At 63.2% G+C, this 17,173-nt stretch carries 17 protein-coding genes; 6 read left to right on the top strand and 11 right to left on the bottom strand.

The annotated features are described in order from the left end of the window. Positions 1-155 precede the first annotated feature (155 nt). Positions 156-608, top strand: a complete 453-nt coding sequence (locus tag FHW75_RS02790) for a GNAT family N-acetyltransferase (protein ID WP_016712379.1) — start codon at positions 156-158, stop codon at positions 606-608. A 32-nt stretch (positions 609-640) separates the two neighbouring features. On the opposite strand, the gene FHW75_RS02785 is transcribed toward FHW75_RS02790, so the two are convergent. The 9 genes from FHW75_RS02785 to tkt form a co-directional block, all read right to left on the bottom strand. Further along, positions 641-937 (bottom strand): helix-turn-helix domain-containing protein, encoded by a 297-nt coding sequence (locus FHW75_RS02785; protein WP_016712380.1) that lies wholly within the window; start codon positions 935-937, stop codon positions 641-643. Between the two features lie 12 nt (positions 938-949). Then, on the bottom strand, positions 950-1,450 hold the full coding sequence (locus tag FHW75_RS02780; RefSeq protein ID WP_026020381.1) for a M48 family metallopeptidase: 501 nt from the start codon (positions 1,448-1,450) through the stop codon (positions 950-952). Between the two features lie 39 nt (positions 1,451-1,489). Further along, positions 1,490-3,616: a bifunctional diguanylate cyclase/phosphodiesterase gene (locus FHW75_RS02775; protein ID WP_019097665.1), complete on the bottom strand. Its 2,127-nt coding sequence runs from the start codon at positions 3,614-3,616 to the stop codon at positions 1,490-1,492. A 210-nt stretch (positions 3,617-3,826) separates the two neighbouring features. Further along, positions 3,827-4,891: a class II fructose-bisphosphate aldolase gene (gene fba / locus FHW75_RS02770; RefSeq protein ID WP_012274520.1), complete on the bottom strand. Its 1,065-nt coding sequence runs from the start codon at positions 4,889-4,891 to the stop codon at positions 3,827-3,829. 100 nt (positions 4,892-4,991) lie between these two features. Next, on the bottom strand, positions 4,992-5,321 hold the full coding sequence (locus tag FHW75_RS02765; RefSeq protein ID WP_016712384.1) for an MliC family protein: 330 nt from the start codon (positions 5,319-5,321) through the stop codon (positions 4,992-4,994). Between the two features lie 63 nt (positions 5,322-5,384). Further along, on the bottom strand, positions 5,385-5,636 hold the full coding sequence (locus FHW75_RS02760; protein WP_060501000.1) for a hypothetical protein: 252 nt from the start codon (positions 5,634-5,636) through the stop codon (positions 5,385-5,387). Then, the gene (locus tag FHW75_RS02755) at positions 5,636-6,799 is read right to left on the bottom strand and encodes a phosphoglycerate kinase (protein ID WP_016712386.1); all 1,164 of its coding nucleotides are present in this window, start codon (positions 6,797-6,799) and stop codon (positions 5,636-5,638) included. Before FHW75_RS02755 ends, FHW75_RS02760 begins: the two co-directional genes overlap by 1 nt. Positions 6,800-6,811: 12 nt before the next feature. Next, on the bottom strand, positions 6,812-7,873 hold the full coding sequence (epd, locus tag FHW75_RS02750; protein WP_012274524.1) for an erythrose-4-phosphate dehydrogenase: 1,062 nt from the start codon (positions 7,871-7,873) through the stop codon (positions 6,812-6,814). Between the two features lie 150 nt (positions 7,874-8,023). Continuing rightward, a complete protein-coding gene (gene tkt, locus FHW75_RS02745; RefSeq protein WP_019097663.1) occupies positions 8,024-10,021 on the bottom strand; it encodes a transketolase in 1,998 nt (665 codons plus the stop codon). 229 nt (positions 10,022-10,250) lie between these two features. Between tkt and FHW75_RS02740 the strand changes: the two genes are divergently transcribed. From FHW75_RS02740 to FHW75_RS02725, 4 genes are all read left to right on the top strand, one after another. Then, positions 10,251-11,243: a metalloregulator ArsR/SmtB family transcription factor gene (locus FHW75_RS02740; protein WP_019097662.1), complete on the top strand. Its 993-nt coding sequence runs from the start codon at positions 10,251-10,253 to the stop codon at positions 11,241-11,243. A gap of 18 nt (positions 11,244-11,261) precedes the next feature. Further along, positions 11,262-12,452 (top strand): methionine adenosyltransferase, encoded by a 1,191-nt coding sequence (metK, locus tag FHW75_RS02735; RefSeq protein WP_003249375.1) that lies wholly within the window; start codon positions 11,262-11,264, stop codon positions 12,450-12,452. Positions 12,453-12,597: 145 nt separating this feature from the next. Next, complete coding sequence (gene ligB, locus FHW75_RS02730) at positions 12,598-14,298, top strand: NAD-dependent DNA ligase LigB (RefSeq protein WP_183673101.1); 1,701 nt, start codon at positions 12,598-12,600, stop codon at positions 14,296-14,298. 132 nt (positions 14,299-14,430) lie between these two features. Next, positions 14,431-14,823 carry a DUF1090 domain-containing protein gene (locus tag FHW75_RS02725; protein WP_016712391.1) on the top strand — a complete coding sequence of 131 codons (393 nt, stop codon included), beginning with the start codon at positions 14,431-14,433 and terminating at the stop codon, positions 14,821-14,823. A 176-nt stretch (positions 14,824-14,999) separates the two neighbouring features. Here the strand turns inward: FHW75_RS02725 and FHW75_RS02720 are convergent, their stop codons facing one another. Further along, positions 15,000-15,446 carry a cytochrome c gene (locus tag FHW75_RS02720; RefSeq protein ID WP_183673099.1) on the bottom strand — a complete coding sequence of 149 codons (447 nt, stop codon included), beginning with the start codon at positions 15,444-15,446 and terminating at the stop codon, positions 15,000-15,002. A 119-nt stretch (positions 15,447-15,565) separates the two neighbouring features. Here FHW75_RS02720 and FHW75_RS02715 point away from each other — a divergent pair, with 119 nt between their 5' ends. Continuing rightward, positions 15,566-16,717: a murein transglycosylase A gene (locus FHW75_RS02715; RefSeq protein WP_016712393.1), complete on the top strand. Its 1,152-nt coding sequence runs from the start codon at positions 15,566-15,568 to the stop codon at positions 16,715-16,717. Positions 16,718-16,766: 49 nt separating this feature from the next. Here the strand turns inward: FHW75_RS02715 and FHW75_RS02710 are convergent, their stop codons facing one another. Further along, a complete protein-coding gene (locus FHW75_RS02710; protein ID WP_019096159.1) occupies positions 16,767-17,153 on the bottom strand; it encodes an MAPEG family protein in 387 nt (128 codons plus the stop codon). Positions 17,154-17,173 lie beyond the last annotated feature (20 nt).

The raw sequence follows: 17,173 nt of genomic DNA, 5'->3' as shown, positions 1-17,173 counted from the left end.
GCTCACGTCCTTTCGCGATGGGGGGCACACACTGCCGATGAGATTACACAAAGCCATCGCCGAGGGCAGCGGCCAATAGTGTCATTTAGCCTCTATTTTGGCCGAAGGGCACAGGCCATGCGATGATCGACCGCTCACTCAAGGAGTTCGCGCCTATATCCATCGACTGGCTCTGCAAGCACCACACCGACCTCGGCAAGGACCAGCTCTACGCCATTCTGCAATTGCGCACGGAAGTGTTCGTGGTAGAGCAGCGCTGCGCCTACCAGGAAGTGGACGGCCAGGACCTGACGGGCGATACGCTGCACCTGATGGCCTGGCAGGATGACAAGCTGGTCGCCTACCTGCGCCTGCTCGATCCGCAGTCCCAGGGCGGGGATGTGGTGATCGGACGAGTGGTGACTTCGCCGTCAGCGCGCGGGCTGAAGCTGGGGCATCCGTTGCTGCTCAAGGGGCTGGAGGCGGCTGAGCATTGCTGGCCAGGCGTGCCGGTTTACCTGTCGGCGCAAGCGCATTTGCAAGGGTTCTATGCCCGGCACGGGTTTGTGGTGGTGGGAGAGGAATACCTTGAGGACGATATTCCGCATATCGGGATGCGCAAAGGTTGAGGTTGCCGGGGCCATGCTGCGGCCCCGGAACTTCACGGGTAGCCCAAGACTTCGCGGATCTGCCGCAGGTGCTGGATGATCCACTGCTTGTCGATCGCGCCCCAGTCATGAATGCGGTAATGCCCGGCATGATTGCGCGCGCCTTCCTGCTGCTCGAACTCACAGACGATGTCCAGGTCGGCCAGGGCGGCGATGGTGTCCTGGGCCGTGCGCCGTGGCATCCCGGTGGCCTCCATCAACGCGGGTACGCTGGTCGCGGTCCGGCTGTCGATCAGCCAGGCCACGTACAAACGGCGGTAGAAGCTGCTCTTGGTCTTGCTCACTTCCATGCTGCGTGGTCCTTAAACGTTGCCCGGCAGCTCCCGATAAGTCAGGTAGACGCGCAGGTCGAATTCCAGTTGGTGGTAGTCCGGCTCCATGTGCTGGCAGAGCTGGTAGAACGCCTTGCTGTGATCGCGCTCGCGCAGGTGCGCCAGTTCGTGCACCACGATCATGCGCAAGAACTGTGGCGCGGCCTCCTTGAACAACGAGGCAATGCGGATTTCCTTTTTCGCCTTGAGCTTGCCGCCCTGCACCCGCGACACCGCCGTATTCAGGCCCAAGGCCCGATGGGTCAGGTCAAGGCGGTTGTCGAACAATACCTTGTCCAGGCCCGGCGCGGTGCGCAGGTACTGCTGGCGCAGGTCCTGGGCATAGCCATACAGCGCCTTGTCGCTTTGCACGTCATGGCGGTCGGGGTAGCGTCGCTGCAGGTACTCGCCCAGGCGGCCGCTGTCGATCATCTGCCGCACCTGCGCTTGCAGGTGCGGGGGGTAGGCTTGCAAGTAACGTAATACGGTCATGGCGCTGCATTCGGCGTAACGAATGCCGATTCTAGCCAATCATGGCCCTGGCCACGAGAAAATTGCCGGAAAGCCGCTGGCGTCCGCTGCGATCATCGGGTGAGCCACCAGGAAGCCCTGCACATACTCACAGCCATTGGCCTTGAGCCAGGCCGCCTGAGGCGGGGTCTCCACCCCTTCGGCAATCACCGTGATACGGTAGTCGGCACACAGGCCAATCACACTGCGGACCAAAGCCGCATCCACCGTCGAGTCGGGCAGGCGTGCCACCAGGTGGCGGTCAAGCTTGAGGGTGTCGATTGGCAAGTCGCGCAGCATGCGCAATGAGCAGTCACCCGCCCCAAAGTCATCCAGCGCCACCCGAACTCCCAACTCGCGCAGGCGGTGTATCTGCTTTACGGCCGCATCGATGTTGTACATCAACGAGGTCTCCGCCACTTCCACCTCCAGCTGCGCCGGGTCCAGTTGGTAAAGCTGGATGACCCGCTGCAACTCCTCAACCAGGCTGGGCATGACGAACTGCGCACGGCTCAAACTGATGCCAAGTACCAGGTCTGCGGGGAAGCGTTCGTACCAGGCCTGGCGCTGAGCGGCCCCCTGCCGATAAATCCAGCTGGCCAGGCGGTTGATCAGCCGTGCTTCCTCCAGCAACGGAATGAACAGCCCCGGCGGTACGTCGCCGACGCTGGGGTGCTGCCAGCGCAACAATGCTTCGAATCCACGCAGACGGCCATCGATGAACGACACCTGAGGCTGATAGACCAAGGTGAAGTCCTGCTGCTCGATGGCGGCGCGCACGCCGTCTTCAAGCATCAGGCGCGAACGTGCGCGGCCGTTGAGTTCCTGGTCATAGAAGCGGTACTGCTGGCGCCCGGCCTGCTTCGCGGCATACATCGCCGCATCGGCTGCACGCAACAGGCCCTCCACATTGGCGCCGCAGTCCGGGTAGGTGGCGATGCCGATACTGACCCCAAGGCTCACATCAAGCCCTTCGATCTGATGGCTGATCGAAATACGCTCAAGCAGTTTCTCGGCATAACGGCCCGCCTGCTCGGGGTAAGGCAGGCTGTCGAACAGTGCAGTGAATTCATCACCGCCCATCCGCGCCAGCAACGCCTCGCTACCCAGGCAGTCCTTGAGTTGCTCGCCTACCCAGCGCAGCACGCGGTCACCGGTTTCATGGCCCAGCGAGTCGTTGATGCGCTTGAAGCCATCCAGGTCCATGTACATCAGCGCCTGCGCCTTGTCCGAGCGCTCGTTACGCAGCAGAGCACCTTCGGCGGCCTGGTAGAAACCCCGCCGGTTGAGCAACCCGGTGAGCGGGTCGGTAACCGCCTGGTACTCCAATTGCTGGTGCAGGTTGCGCACCACCGACATGTCCAGCACCGTCACCACCATGGCCTGCTGGTCGGCCGGCAGCGGTGCACAGGACAGCGCCACCGGCACCAGCTCGCCCCCCAAAGTGCGCAACAGGGCATCGTGTACGCGGAAAATGCGCCGCCCCAGGTAGGCCTGATAGAAGTCGGACTCCTCCCACAGCCTGGCATTGGCCAGTTGCACCAGGTCAAGCAGGTGAGCGCCCTGCAATTGCTGAACCGGTGCCGCCAGCAAGCGCGAAATGGCCGGGTTGGCAAAACTGATGACACCTTGTGCATCTACCACCAGGATGCCCTCGGCAGCATTCTCCAGGATCGATGCATTGAATGCCCTGGCGGCCTCCAGCTCTCGGCTCAGACGTTGCAGCATGCGCCGGTTGCGCTGCTGTTCGAGCAAGGCCTGAACCTTGGGCTTGAGGATTTGCGGGTCGAACGGCTTGAACATGTAGTCCACGGCGCCGCTGGCGTAGCCTTTGAGCACGGCGGCTTCGGACTGTTCGTTGGCGGTGAGGAAGATAATCGGGGTCAGCCGGGTGCGTTGGCTGCCACGCATTAGCCGGGCGACTTCGAAACCGTCCATTTCCGGCATTTGCACATCCAGCAGGACCAGGTCGACATCGTGCTCGAGCAACGCGCTCAAGGCTTCCATCCCTGAGCTTGCCGTCAACACTTGCCAATCCTGCCGGGCCAACAAGGCCCGCATGCTGATGAGGTTCTCGGGGTAGTCGTCTACCACCAGAAGAACCGAGCAGCCATCCAGTGGCTGTGGTTGAGCTTGAGCGCCATCCATGCTGCTTCTCTGTTATGTGACCGACTTCAAAATACGGTTGGATCCATCAATACTCTAGACCCGAGGCTGTAACGCGCAATGCAATCAGAACGCTATCAGCGGCTCAACTGTACGGTAGCCGACTAACGGTCGGTCTGCCGGGATTATGTGCAGGTTCTGTCGCCCATAAAAAAACCCGCATCGCTGCGGGTTTTTCATGCTGCCGGTTGATCAGTTGACCTTGGCGGCCAGCTCACCTTTCAGGTAGCGCTGGTACATGCCTTCCAGGGAGATCGGCTTGATCTTCGAGGCATTGCCGGCAGTGCCGAAGGCTTCGTAACGAGCGATGCACACGTCGCGCATGGCCTTGACGGTTTCACCGAAGAACTTGCGTGGGTCGAACTCGCTCGGGTTGGTCGCCATCAGGCGGCGCATGGCACCGGTAGAGGCCAGACGCAGGTCGGTGTCGATGTTGACCTTACGTACGCCGTACTTGATACCTTCGACGATCTCTTCAACCGGTACACCGTAGGTTTCCTTGATGTCGCCGCCGTACTGGTTGATGATCGCCAGCCACTCTTGCGGTACCGAGGAAGAACCGTGCATCACCAGGTGGGTGTTGGGGATGCGCTTGTGGATTTCCTTGATGCGGTCGATGGCCAGCACGTCGCCGGTAGGCGGCTTGGTGAACTTGTAGGCACCGTGGCTGGTACCGATGGCGATCGCCAGGGCGTCGACCTGGGTCTTCTTGACGAAGTCGGCAGCCTCTTCCGGGTCGGTCAGCATCTGGCTGTGGTCCAGCACGCCTTCGGCGCCGATGCCGTCTTCTTCACCGGCCATGCCGGTTTCCAGCGAACCCAGGCAGCCCAGCTCGCCTTCTACCGAAACACCGCAGGCGTGTGCCATGGCAACGGTCTGCTGGGTAACGCGGACGTTGTACTCGTAGTCGGTCGGGGTCTTGCCGTCTTCACCCAGCGAGCCGTCCATCATGACCGAGCTGAAGCCCAGCTGGATCGAGCGCTGGCAGACGTCAGGGCTGGTGCCGTGGTCCTGGTGCATGCACACCGGGATGTGCGGGAATTCTTCGATGGCCGCCAGGATCAGGTGGCGCAGGAACGGGGCGCCAGCGTATTTGCGGGCACCGGCCGAAGCCTGGACGATCACCGGGGAGTCGGTCTTGTCGGCCGCTTCCATGATGGCGCGCATCTGCTCGAGGTTGTTGACGTTGAAAGCTGGTACGCCGTAACCGAACTCGGCGGCGTGGTCCAGCATCTGGCGCATGCTAATGAGTGCCATTGTGTATCTCTCTCCCGACAAGCGTCGTTTGTTTCGTGCAAGCCTGCCGCAGGGGCGGTTGCTGTTCAAGTAGTGTGGGCCACCGTCGCGGCCCGGCCAGTCACGGTGCCTTGCAGCCCCGCCCAATCAGATCGTTGGTTGCCACCCAGTACACCAGGCCTTCTTCGCCCTTGGTGTGGAAGGCCAGCATGCCATCGCTGTACAGCGCACCCGAGGCACCCGGCTCGGACTTGAGCCGGTAGACCTGGTCGCCGCCACCCAGGCGCACGTCGACCTGGTCGCGTTGTGCATCGGCGAAGCGCCACAGCACTTCGGCCTGGGTGTCGCAGACCCAACGGGTCCAGTTGTCTGCCGGGGCGGGTTGCGCCGGCTGCAGCAGTGAGCATCCTGCCAGTGTCGCCAGGGCCGTAGCGGCCAAAAGCGCTTTCATTACATATCCTCTAGATGACCACACAGCGGTCGCTTGGTTGCCTGAGCCGACGAAACGCCGGGCTCAAGGGCAACCCAGCGCCTTGCGCTGGTGGTCTTCGTCGTACTTTTCCAGGCCTTCCGGGCCCACGCGCTTGCTGATGACCGGCACGGTTTCGGCCTGCCATTCGGACTGATAGCAGCCGCCCTTGGGCGAATGCGCCGGATCGGCATCGGAAGCCGGGCTGCCAGAGCAGGCGCTCAGCAGGCCGGCCAGCATCATCACAGGCAATTGCTTGACCATCAGGCCACTCCCTTTGCCAAGCGCCGACGTCATCAGGCCTTGGCCCGCTCTTCCAGGATTGCCACGGCGGGCAGGACCTTGCCCTCGACGAACTCGAGGAAGGCACCACCACCGGTAGAAATGTAGGAGATATCCTTGCTGACGCCATATTTGTCGATGGCTGCCAGGGTGTCACCGCCACCGGCGATGGAGAATGCAGCGCTGTCGGCGATGGCCTTGGCCAGTACCTGGGTGCCGTTGCCGAACTGGTCGAACTCGAACACGCCGACCGGGCCGTTCCACAGGATGGTCTTCGACGACTTCAGCAGCTCGGCGAAGTTGGCCGCGGTTTGCGGGCCGATGTCCAGGATCATGTCATCGGCTGCCACGTCGGCGATGGCCTTGACGGTAGCTTCGGCCGTTTCGGCGAATTCCTTGGCAACCACCACGTCTACTGGCAGTGGCACGCTGACCTTGGCGGCGATGGCCTTGGCGGTATCGACCAGATCAGGCTCGTACAGCGACTTACCCACCGGGTGGCCAGCAGCGGCCAGGAAGGTGTTGGCGATGCCGCCACCGACGATCAGCTGGTCGCACACGGCGCTCAGGCTGTTCAGCACGTCCAGCTTGGTGGACACCTTGGAACCGGCAACGATGGCCGCCATCGGCTTGGCAGGCGCCTTCAGGGCTTTGCCCAGCGCATCCAGCTCGGCAGCCAGCAGCGGGCCGGCAGCAGCGACCTTGGCGAACTTGGCCACACCATGGGTCGAACCTTCGGCGCGGTGAGCGGTGCCGAACGCGTCCATGACGAACACGTCGCACAGGGCAGCGTACTTCTGCGCCAGTTCGTCAGCGTTCTTTTTCTCGCCCTTGTTGAAGCGCACGTTCTCGAACAGCACCAGGTCACCGGCCTGTACCGCGACACCGTCCAGGTAGTCGGCAACCAGCGGCACGTCGCGGCCCAGGGCCTTGCTCAGGTAGTCGGCAACCGGCTTGAGGCTGTTCTCGGCAGAGAACTCGCCTTCGGTCGGGCGGCCCAGGTGCGAGCAGACCATTACCGCCGCGCCCTTTTCCAGGGCCAGCTTGATGGTCGGCAGCGCTGCCAGGATACGCGCATCGCTGGCTACCACACCGTCCTTGACAGGCACGTTGAGGTCTTCGCGGATCAGTACGCGTTTACCTTGCAGGTCGAGGTCGGTCATCTTCAACACGGTCATGAATGCAGTCCTTCAGGGCTGTTTGTTGCGGGTTGGGTGAACGACGTGCAGAAAGTGTTCGGCAACGTCGAGCATTCGGTTGGCAAAACCCCATTCGTTGTCGAACCAGGCCAGCAAGTTCACCAGGCGGGGGCCGGAAACACGGGTCTGGCTGGCATCGACGATCGCCGAATGCGGGTCATGGTTGAAATCACAGCTGGCGTGCGGCAGTTCGGTGTAGGCCAGCAAGCCTTTGAGCGGGCCTTCCAGTGCCGCCTCGCGCAATACCCGGTTGACCTCGGCCGCGCTGGTGTCGCGGGCGGTCTGCAGGGTGATGTCCAGGCACGAGACGTTGACGGTGGGCACGCGTACCGCTTTGGCCTGGATTCGCCCGGCAAGTTCCGGCAGCAGGCGCTCGATGCCACGCGCCAGACCAGTGGACACCGGGATCACCGACTGGAAGGCCGAACGCGTGCGGCGCAGGTCTTCGTGGTGGTAGGCGTCGATCACCGGCTGGTCGTTCATCGCCGAGTGAATGGTGGTGATCTGCACGTATTCGATGCCGAACGCCTGGTCCAGCACACGCAACAGCGGCACACCGCAGTTGGTGGTACACGAGGCGTTGGACACCAGGCGCTCGCTGCCGGTCAGGCAGGCCTGGTTGATGCCGTAGACCACCGTGGCGTCTACGTCGGCTTCGCTGGCCATGGGCTGCGAGAACAGTACCCGGGGCGCACCGGCGTCGAGGAAACGCTGGCCATCGGCGCGGGTGTTGTAGGCGCCGGAGCATTCCAGCACCAGATCGATGCCGAGCGCTGCCCAGTCGATGCCTTCAGGGGTAGCACTGCGCATTACCTTCACGCAGTCGCCATTGATATGCAGACAATCGCCATCGACCTTCACCTCACCGGGGAAACGCCCGTGGGTGGAGTCGAAGCGAGTCAGGTACTCCAGGCTGGCCTGATCGGCCAGGTCGTTCAGCGCGACGATCTCGAAACCGGCCTTCGCCCCCCGCTCGAACAGCGCGCGCAGGACACAGCGGCCGATACGGCCATAACCGTTGAGTGCAACTTTGTAGGGACGCAGGTGGGGCATAGGTAGCTCTTGAACTCCGGCAGTTGAACGGGGCCGCTGCGCAGCCCATTCGCGGCACAAGGCCGCTCCTACAGGGGACGGCGTACGCAATACCCTGTAGGAGCGGCCTTGTGCCGCGAACGAGGGCCAAAGGCCCTCGCCTTCCTTGTATCAGTCTTCCAGCAGCTCTTCGGCAGTACCGAGGATGTTCTCCAGGGTGAAGCCGAACTCTTCGAACAGTGCCGAAGCCGGCGCCGACTCACCGTAGGTGGTCATGCCGATGATACGGCCTTCCAGGCCGACGTACTTGTACCAGAAGTCGGCGTGGGCCGCTTCGATGGCGATACGCGCACCCACTTCCAGCGGCAGCACCGACTGCTTGTAGGCAGCGTCCTGGGCATCGAACACGCTGGTGCACGGCATGGAAACCACGCGCACCTTGCGGCCTTGCTCGGTCAGCTTGTCGAACGCCTGAACGGCCAGGCCCACTTCGGAACCGGTGGCGATCAGGATCAGCTCAGGCTCGCCAGCACAATCCTTGAGCACGTAGCCACCACGGCTGATGTCGGCGATCTGCTGGGCGTCACGTGCCTGGTGCTGCAGGTTCTGGCGCGAGAAGATCAGTGCCGAAGGGCCGTCCTTGCGCTCCAGGGCACTTTTCCAGGACACGGCGGATTCCACCGCGTCGGCCGGGCGCCAGGTGTCCAGGTTCGGCGTGCTGCGCAGGCTGGTCAGTTGCTCGATTGGCTGGTGAGTCGGGCCGTCTTCACCCAGGCCGATGGAGTCGTGGGTATAGACGTGGATCACACGCTGCTTCATCAGTGCCGACATACGCACGGCGTTGCGGGCGTATTCCATGAACATCAGGAAAGTCGCGCCGTAAGGCACCAGGCCACCGTGCAGGGCAACGCCGTTCATGATGGCGGTCATGCCGAACTCGCGCACGCCGTAGAACACGTAGTTGCCGCTGGCGTCATTGGCTTCGACGCCCTTGCAGCCCTTCCACAGGGTCAGGTTGGAGCCTGCCAGGTCAGCCGAGCCACCCAGGAACTCGGGCAGCAGTGGGCCAAAGGCGTTCAGGGCGTTCTGGCTGGCCTTGCGGCTGGCAATGGTTTCGCCCTTGGCGGCCACTTCGTTGATGTAGGCCTGGGCCTTCTCGCTGAAGTCGGCCGGCAACTCGCCGCTGTCACGGCGCTTGAATTCGGCAGCCAGTTCCGGGAAGGCCTTGGCGTAGGCGTCGAAACGCTGGTTCCAGTCAGCTTCAGCCTTGGCACCAGCGGCCTTGGCGTCCCACTCGGCATAGATGTCGGCCGGGATTTCGAACGGACCGTGGTTCCAGTTCAGTTCCTTGCGGGCCAGGGCGATTTCGTCGTTGCCCAGCGGGGCACCGTGGCAGTCTTCCTTGCCCTGCTTGTTCGGCGAACCGAAGCCGATGATGGTCTTGCAGCAGATCAGGGTCGGGCGGTCGCTCTTGCGCGCCGTCTCGATGGCCATCTTGATTTCTTCGGCATCGTGGCCGTCGACGTTGCGAATCACCTGCCAGTTGTATGCTTCGAAGCGCGCCGGGGTGTTGTCGGTGAACCAGCCGTGCACTTCACCGTCGATGGAGATGCCGTTGTCGTCGTAGAAGGCGATCAGCTTGTTCAGGCCCAGAGTGCCGGCCAGCGAGGCGACTTCGTGGGAGATACCTTCCATCATGCAGCCATCGCCCAGGAACACGTAGGTGTTGTGGTCGACGATGGTGTGGCCTTCACGGTTGAACTGGGCAGCCAGTACTTTTTCGGCCAGGGCGAAGCCCACGGCGTTGGCGATACCCTGGCCCAGTGGGCCGGTGGTGGTCTCGACGCCTGGGGTGTAGCCGTATTCCGGGTGGCCCGGGGTGCGGCTGTGCAGCTGACGGAAGCCTTTGATGTCATCGATGGTGACGTCGTAGCCGGTCAGGTGCAGCAGCGAGTAGATCAGCATCGAGCCGTGGCCGTTGGACAGCACGAAGCGGTCACGGTCAGCGAAGCTCGGGTTGCTCGGGTTGTGCTTCAGATAGTCGCGCCAAAGCACTTCGGCGATATCCGCCATGCCCATAGGGGCACCTGGGTGGCCGCTGTTGGCCTTTTGCACGGCATCCATGCTGAGGGCACGAATGGCGTTGGCACGTTCACGACGGCTGGGCATCGCTGATCTCCTGGGGGGCTTGAATAGGTGGTGTCACGAAAAAAGGCGGCCATTTTCGCCCACTGGGGGGGCTTGGGGCAATGACGTATGGTCGCAGTCGGGGGATTTTCCTGTGATTGGCCTTCAATTCGGGGCAAAACCGGGATAACCGCCCCGCCCATCACTCAATATCAAAACTTTTTGATATTGGCCTTGCTAGGGCATTGATGCCTGTCTAGACTGCCGCCCCATGAACCTCCGTGCGCAATCGATCCCCGAGCAACGCGAAGCATTGGCCGCCCTGTGCAAGGCCAGTGGCGACGCGCTGCGCCTGAACGTATTGCGCGCCCTGGCCAACGACTCTTTCGGTGTGCTGGAACTGGCGCAGATCTTCGACATCGGCCAGTCGGGCATGAGCCACCACCTGAAGGTGCTGGCCCAGGCCGAGCTGGTGGCAACCCGTCGCGAAGGCAACGCCATCTTTTACCGCCGCGCCCTGCCCGATGGCCTGCGCCTGGGTGGCCGGCTGCACGCGGCATTGCTTGAAGAAGTGGATGACATGGCCCTGCCGCCTGACGTGCAAGCGCGGATCGCCCAGGTGCAACAACGCCGCGCGGCCACCAGCCAGGACTTCTTCCTGCGTGTGGAAGAGAAATTCCGCGCCCAGCAAGACCTGATCGCCGGCCTGCCGCAATACCGCGAAAGCCTGCTGACACTGCTCGACAAACTCAATTTCGACCCGGCCGCCAGCGCCTTGGAGGTTGGCCCCGGCGACGGCGGCTTCCTGCCAGACCTGGCCCGGCGCTTTGCCCACGTCACCGCCCTGGACAACAGCCCGACCATGCTTGAGCTGGCGCGCCAGGTGTGCCAACGCGAAGGGCTTCACAACGTCAACCTGCAGTTGGCCGATGCACTGGATGCAACGGATGTGGCCGCCGACTGCGTTGTGCTGAACATGGTGCTGCACCATTTCAGCGACCCGGCCCTGGCCTTGCGCCAGCTGGCCAAACGGGTAAAGGCAGGCGGCAGCCTGCTGGTCACCGAACTGTGCAGCCATGACCAGGGGTGGGCGCGTGAAGCCTGCGGCGACCTGTGGCTTGGCTTCGAGCAGGACGACCTGGCCCGCTGGGCCAACGCTGCCGGGCTCGCCCACGGGGACAGCCTGTACGTAGGCTTGCGTAACGGTTTCCAGATCCAGGTCCGCCATTTCCAGCGGACGGCTGGCGACATACACCATCGGTAAATTTCAGGAACCTTCGAGATGAGCGAATACTCCCTTTTCACCTCCGAGTCCGTGTCCGAAGGGCATCCGGACAAGATCGCCGACCAGATTTCGGACGCTGTCCTCGATGCCATCATCGCCCAGGACAAATACGCCCGCGTGGCCTGCGAAACCCTGGTCAAGACCGGTGTCGCCATCATCGCCGGCGAAGTCACCACTTCGGCCTGGGTCGACCTGGAAGACCTGGTGCGTAAAGTCATCATCGACATCGGCTACAACAGCTCCGACGTCGGCTTCGACGGTGCCACCTGCGCCGTGATGAACATCATCGGCAAGCAGTCGGTGGACATCGCCCAGGGCGTGGACCGCTCCAAGCCTGAAGACCAGGGCGCTGGCGACCAGGGCCTGATGTTCGGCTATGCCAGCAACGAAACCGAAGTGCTGATGCCGGCACCGATCTGCTTCTCGCACCGCCTGGTCGAGCGCCAGGCCGAAGCGCGCAAATCCGGCCTGCTGCCGTGGCTGCGCCCGGATGCCAAGTCGCAGGTCACCTGCCGCTACGAAAACGGCAAGGTGGTCGGTATCGACGCCGTGGTGCTGTCGACCCAGCACAACCCTGAGGTGTCGCAGAAAGACCTGCAAGAAGCCGTGATGGAGCTGATCGTCAAGCACACCCTGCCTGCCGAGCTGCTGCACAAGGGCACCCAGTACCACATCAACCCGACCGGCAACTTCATCATCGGCGGCCCGGTGGGTGACTGTGGCCTGACCGGCCGCAAGATCATCGTCGACTCCTACGGCGGCATGGCCCGCCACGGTGGTGGCGCGTTCTCCGGCAAGGACCCGTCCAAGGTCGACCGTTCCGCCGCCTACGCCGGCCGCTACGTGGCCAAGAACATCGTTGCCGCCGGCCTGGCAGAGCGTTGCGAGATCCAGGTGTCGTACGCCATTGGCGTGGCCCAGCCGACCTCCATCTCGATCAACACCTTCGGCACCGGCAAGGTTTCCGACGACAAGATCATCCAGCTGGTGCGCGAGTGCTTCGACCTGCGTCCGTACGCCATCACCACCATGCTCGACCTGCTGCACCCGATGTACCAGGAAACCGCTGCCTACGGCCACTTCGGTCGCACCCCGCAGCAGAAGACTGTCGGCGACGACACCTTCACCACCTTCACCTGGGAGCGCACCGACCGCGCCCAGTCGCTGCGTGACGCTGCCGGCCTGTAAGCTTCCTACAGCGCCTGGCGAAAGCCCCTGCCGAGTGATCGGCAGGGGCTTTTTTGTGACATATCGGCTGACAATCTCGCTGCGGCAAGCACCAGCAAACCTGCCTAGGCTGGGGGCTCCTACACGCCACGCAAGGATGCTGGCCATGCTTCACCCTTTGTTGCTTACCCTGCTGCTGTTGCTGCAGGCCCCAATGGCCCGGGCCGAGCAGTGCCCCGACTGGTCTGCACAACACGTCGACGCCGAAGCAGCGCAACTGCGGGCCACACTTGCCCGCTGGGATGATCACTACCACCGACAAGGTGTTGCGCTGGTGGCCGACGCGCTTTACGACCAGAGCCGCCTACGCCTGGAGCATTTGCAGCAATGCTTTGGCCTGGCCACCGCTCCATCCCCCTTGGCCAGCGCGCGAGGCCCGATCCCTCACGCGGTACCGCATACCGGCATCGACAAGCTGGCTGATCGCCAGGCCGTCGCACGTTGGCTGGTCGGCAAGACCGGTGTATGGGTGCAGCCCAAGATCGACGGTGTTGCCGTCTCGCTCACCTATCGGCAAGGCCAGCTGGTGCAGTTGGTCAGTCGCGGAGACGGCGTGCAGGGGCACGACTGGAGCCGGCACATTCCCCAGCTAGGCACCCTCACCCGGCAGTTGCCTCAGGCAATCGACCTGCAATTGCAGGGTGAGTTGTATCTGCGCCTGGACCAGCATGTGCAAGCCCGGGCAGGCAGCGCCAACGCCCGCGGCACCGTGGCCGGGCTGCTCGCACGCAAACAGCTGACAACTGAACAAGGCGCCGGCATCGGCCTGTTCGTCTGGGACTGGCCGCACGGCCCCAGCCAGCAGGCTGAGCGCCTCAAGCAACTGGCGCAACTGGGCTTTCCGGAAAGCCTGCGCTACAGCATCGCCATAGGCACCACGGACGAGGCCGCCCATTGGCGCGACCACTGGTACCGCTCTGCCCTGCCTTTCGCCACCGATGGTGTGGTGCTGCGCCAGGGCAGTCGGCCGCCGGCAGAGCGCTGGCAAGCCAAGGCGCCTTACTGGATCGCGGCCTGGAAGTACCCCTATGCACAGGCCTTGGCCGAAGTGCGTGACGTACGCTTCCGGGTCGGTCGCACCGGCAAGGTCACGCCAGTTTTGCAATTGCTGCCGGTCACCCTGGACGACCGGCGCATTACCCAGGTGAGCCTGGGCTCGCTGGCGCGCTGGCACAGCCTCGACATCCGCCCCGGAGACCAAGTGGCCATCAGCCTGGCCGGCCTGACCATCCCACGCCTGGAGCAGGTGGTGCATCGCGCAGTCGAACGCCAGGCGGTCAGCGCGCCGGCGCCCGACCGGTACCACGCCCACACTTGCTGGCAGGCCAGCGAGGGCTGCGAGGAGCAGTTCATTGCCCGCCTGACGTGGCTCAGCGGTAAACACGGGCTGGCCTTGCCACGCACCGGGCCTGGCACCTGGCGCCGGCTGGTGGACGCCGGGCTAGTGACATCGATGGCCGACTGGTTGCATCTGGATGCCGAGCGCCTGGGCCAGGTGGCAGGCATCAGTGATGCGACATCTGTGCAGTTGGCGAGCAGCTTCGATGCGGCCCGCTCACGGCCTTTTGCCCAATGGTTGCGCGGGCTGGGCACACCCCTACCGTCGAGCCTGCAACTGGCAGGCGACTGGCCAGGGCTGGAAAAACGCAGCAGCCGTGAATGGCAAGCCTTGGCCGGGATTGGCGAAAAGCGTGGGCAGCAACTGGCGGCGTTTTTTGCTGCCAATGAGGTTCAAGCCCTTGCCGCAGAGCTGGCCCTGGCAGGGATCAACGGGTTCCAGAATGGCAGCGAACCCATCGAGCAATGATTTTTTACCAATTTACTTGTAGGGAAACCCTGAGATTGCTCCGGAAAAAGCCGACAAGGGTTCCTAAATGGGCAAAACCAAGGCAGGATTTCCACCAACTTTTGCTGCCCCGCCCCGTCCAGGAGGCTTTTCATGAAACGTATTTCGACCCTTTTGCTGCTCGCGACACTTGGCCTGGCCGCAGGCACCGCACAGGCTGCCCAGCCGGATGCCGGCCTGACCGGCTGCGCCGCCAAGCGCAGTGCCATCGAAAACCAGCTGAAGATTGCCCGTGACCATGGCAACAGCGACCAGGTTGCAGGGTTGGAAGAAGCCCTGCGCGGGGTGGACAACTGCACCGACGCCAGCCTGCGCAAGGAACGTGAGCAGAAGGTGCTCGACGCCCGCCATGAAGTGGCGCAGCGGGAAAAAGACTTGAAGAAGGCCGAGAAGAAAGGCGACGCCGAGAAGATCAACAAGCGCAAGGACAAGCTGGCCGAGTCGCGTAAAGAATTGCAGGAAGCAGTCGACGACCTGGATCGCTGATAAGACGAACATAGCTTGATCAGGCACCGCTTAACCCTGTGGGAGCGGGCTTGCCCGCGAAGAATGCGACGCGGTGTATGGCACCGGCTTCGCCGGTGTTCGCGGGCAAGCCCGCTCCCACAGGGTTCCTGCTAGATCAGACAGTTATGCGCTGGTATGTAAAAGCGATGCAGTGTTCAGTGATTGCGGAATTCGGTATGACAGGCCTTGCACGCCGCTTCGACCTTGTCCATCGGCGCCTTCAACTGCGCGGCATCCAGCGGCTGGCTGCGGGTTACACCGACCAGTTCGCCGGTAACGCCCTCCAGTTGCCGGGCCAGGTCATGAAAACGCGCTTGGCGCTCCCATACCTCGGCACGGGCGGCGCTGTCGCCGCCATCGCGTACCTGAGGAAAGTGCTGCCAGGGTTGATGGGCAAGGCCGTCCAGCTTCAGCGCACCTTCGGCAAACTTCACCCCGTCGAACGGCAACCGGCCACGCAGCATGCCACCCAGGTCTTCGCTGGTCTTGAGCATGTCCTTGAAGATCACCTTGCGCTTGCCCAGCGGCGAGTTCGGGTCAACCCGGTCACAACCGCCCAGGGCCAGTGCTGCCAGCAGAACAACGGTCAATCGCTTCAACATCACGCTCACTTCGGCCTACGCAAATGGGCGGCCAGTATCGCTGCCCAAGGGCCAAAGACCAATAGCCACATAAATTACAGGGGTGAATCTTCATGTTCGCCCATGACAGGAATGCACTCATGAAATCTGCCCTGCGCCATCTGGCCTGGACACTCCCTGTACTGGCGTTGCTGGCCGGCTGCAATGGCGGCGAGAACGCCAAGCCCGAGCCCCACGCCATCGCCACCTATGCCCCGGCCACCTGGAAAGACCTGCCGGCGGTCAGCGATGAAGACCTGTTGGCCGGCTTTTACGCCTGGCGTAGCGGCTGCGAGAAGCTCAAGCGCGACCCCGTGTGGGCTGCCACCTGTGAAGCGGCCGGAAGCGCCACGGCAAGCGCCGCGCAAGTGCGCACCTTTCTGGAGCAGAACCTGGAGGTGTACGGCCTGCGCTCTGCCGAGAACAACGCCAACGGCCTGATCACCGGTTACTACGAGCCGGTCTACCCCGGCAGCCTGAAGCAGTCGTCGACCAACCATGTGGCGGTTTATGGCATTCCTGAGGACATGATCGTGGTCGACCTGGCCAGCGTGTACCCCGAGCTGAAGGGCAAACGCCTGCGCGGTCGCCTCGATGGCCGGGTGCTCAAGCCTTACGACACTGCCGAGGTGATCAACCGTGACGGCGTCAAGGCGCCGGTGCTGGCCTGGCTGACCGACCCGATGGACCTGCAGTTCCTGCAGATCCAGGGCTCCGGCCGCGTCCAGCTGGAGGACGGTCGGCAACTGCGCCTGGGCTACGCCGACCAGAACGGCCACCCCTACCGGCCAATCGGCCGCTGGCTGGTGGAACAGGGCCAGCTGAAAAAAGAAGAGGTGAGCATGGGCGCGATTCATGCCTGGGCCCAGGCCAACCCGCAGCGCGTGCCGGAACTGCTGGCCAGCAACCCCAGCTACGTGTTCTTCAGCACCCGCCCGGACAGCAACGAGGGCCCGCGCGGGTCGCTGAATGTGCCGCTGACTGCCGGCTACAGCGTGGCCATCGACCGCAAGGTGATACCGCTGGGTAGCCTGTTGTGGCTGTCCACGACTCGCCCGGATGGCTCGCCGGTGGTGCGCCCGGTTGGGGCGCAGGACACGGGCGGGGCGATTGCTGGCGAGGTGCGTGCGGACCTGTTCTGGGGTACCGGGCCGCAAGCCGGCGAGCTGGCCGGGAACATGAAGCAGCAGGGGCAGATCTGGATGCTGTGGCCCAAGGGCCAGCCACTGCCAGAAGTACCCAAAGTGCCTTGATCGGCGCTGGATTCTTCGCGGGCTTGCCCGCGAAGAAGGCCACTCTGTTTCAGATGGAAACCACAAAGAACGACACGATCAGCGCCAGCCCGGCAAACCACACCAGCGACCTCAAGGCAGCCCAATCCGCCAGATAGCAGATGATGTACAGCAGCCGGCTGGTGATGTACATCACCCCCAGCACATCCTGCGTCACCTGCTCGGCATTGCCGACGATGTCCGCTACCAGCACCGCTGCGGCAAACGCCGGAAACGCCTCGTAGCCGTTCTGCTGCGCAGCATGCGCACGCCGCGGTAAACCCGACAAAGTATCAAGGAAGGCGCGCGGATCATGGTTGTCCTTGAGGCCGAAGCGGCCGCTGGCCACCTTGGCGATCAAGGCACACAGCGGATTCAACAGCAGCGCGATCAAAATGCACCACAGGGCAACGGTCATGCTCAGGACTCCTTGTTCGA

Origin of the sequence: Pseudomonas sp. OG7, assembly GCF_014192825.1 — a bacterium.
Taxonomy (GTDB): domain Bacteria; phylum Pseudomonadota; class Gammaproteobacteria; order Pseudomonadales; family Pseudomonadaceae; genus Aquipseudomonas; species Aquipseudomonas monteilii.
The sequence above is the reverse complement of the archived record's forward strand: the minus strand, read 5'-3'. Positions and strand labels throughout refer to the sequence as shown.

Excerpts from the sequence above, each read along its gene's own strand:
- FHW75_RS02715 (WP_016712393.1), top strand. The coding sequence starts at position 15,566 with ATGAAATCTGCCCTGCGCCATCTGGCCTGGACACTCCCTGTACTGGCG.
- metK (WP_003249375.1), top strand. The coding sequence starts at position 11,262 with ATGAGCGAATACTCCCTTTTCACCTCCGAGTCCGTGTCCGAAGGGCAT.
- FHW75_RS02760 (WP_060501000.1), bottom strand. The coding sequence starts at position 5,636 with ATGACGTCGGCGCTTGGCAAAGGGAGTGGCCTGATGGTCAAGCAATTG.
- fba (WP_012274520.1), bottom strand. The coding sequence starts at position 4,891 with ATGGCACTCATTAGCATGCGCCAGATGCTGGACCACGCCGCCGAGTTC.
- FHW75_RS02780 (WP_026020381.1), bottom strand. The coding sequence starts at position 1,450 with ATGACCGTATTACGTTACTTGCAAGCCTACCCCCCGCACCTGCAAGCG.
- ligB (WP_183673101.1), top strand. The coding sequence starts at position 12,598 with ATGCTTCACCCTTTGTTGCTTACCCTGCTGCTGTTGCTGCAGGCCCCA.
- tkt (WP_019097663.1), bottom strand. The coding sequence starts at position 10,021 with ATGCCCAGCCGTCGTGAACGTGCCAACGCCATTCGTGCCCTCAGCATG.
- FHW75_RS02765 (WP_016712384.1), bottom strand. The coding sequence starts at position 5,321 with ATGAAAGCGCTTTTGGCCGCTACGGCCCTGGCGACACTGGCAGGATGC.
- FHW75_RS02725 (WP_016712391.1), top strand. The coding sequence starts at position 14,431 with ATGAAACGTATTTCGACCCTTTTGCTGCTCGCGACACTTGGCCTGGCC.
- FHW75_RS02710 (WP_019096159.1), bottom strand. The coding sequence starts at position 17,153 with ATGACCGTTGCCCTGTGGTGCATTTTGATCGCGCTGCTGTTGAATCCG.
- FHW75_RS02785 (WP_016712380.1), bottom strand. The coding sequence starts at position 937 with ATGGAAGTGAGCAAGACCAAGAGCAGCTTCTACCGCCGTTTGTACGTG.
- FHW75_RS02740 (WP_019097662.1), top strand. The coding sequence starts at position 10,251 with ATGAACCTCCGTGCGCAATCGATCCCCGAGCAACGCGAAGCATTGGCC.
- FHW75_RS02720 (WP_183673099.1), bottom strand. The coding sequence starts at position 15,446 with ATGTTGAAGCGATTGACCGTTGTTCTGCTGGCAGCACTGGCCCTGGGC.
- FHW75_RS02775 (WP_019097665.1), bottom strand. The coding sequence starts at position 3,616 with ATGGATGGCGCTCAAGCTCAACCACAGCCACTGGATGGCTGCTCGGTT.
- FHW75_RS02755 (WP_016712386.1), bottom strand. The coding sequence starts at position 6,799 with ATGACCGTGTTGAAGATGACCGACCTCGACCTGCAAGGTAAACGCGTA.
- epd (WP_012274524.1), bottom strand. The coding sequence starts at position 7,873 with ATGCCCCACCTGCGTCCCTACAAAGTTGCACTCAACGGTTATGGCCGT.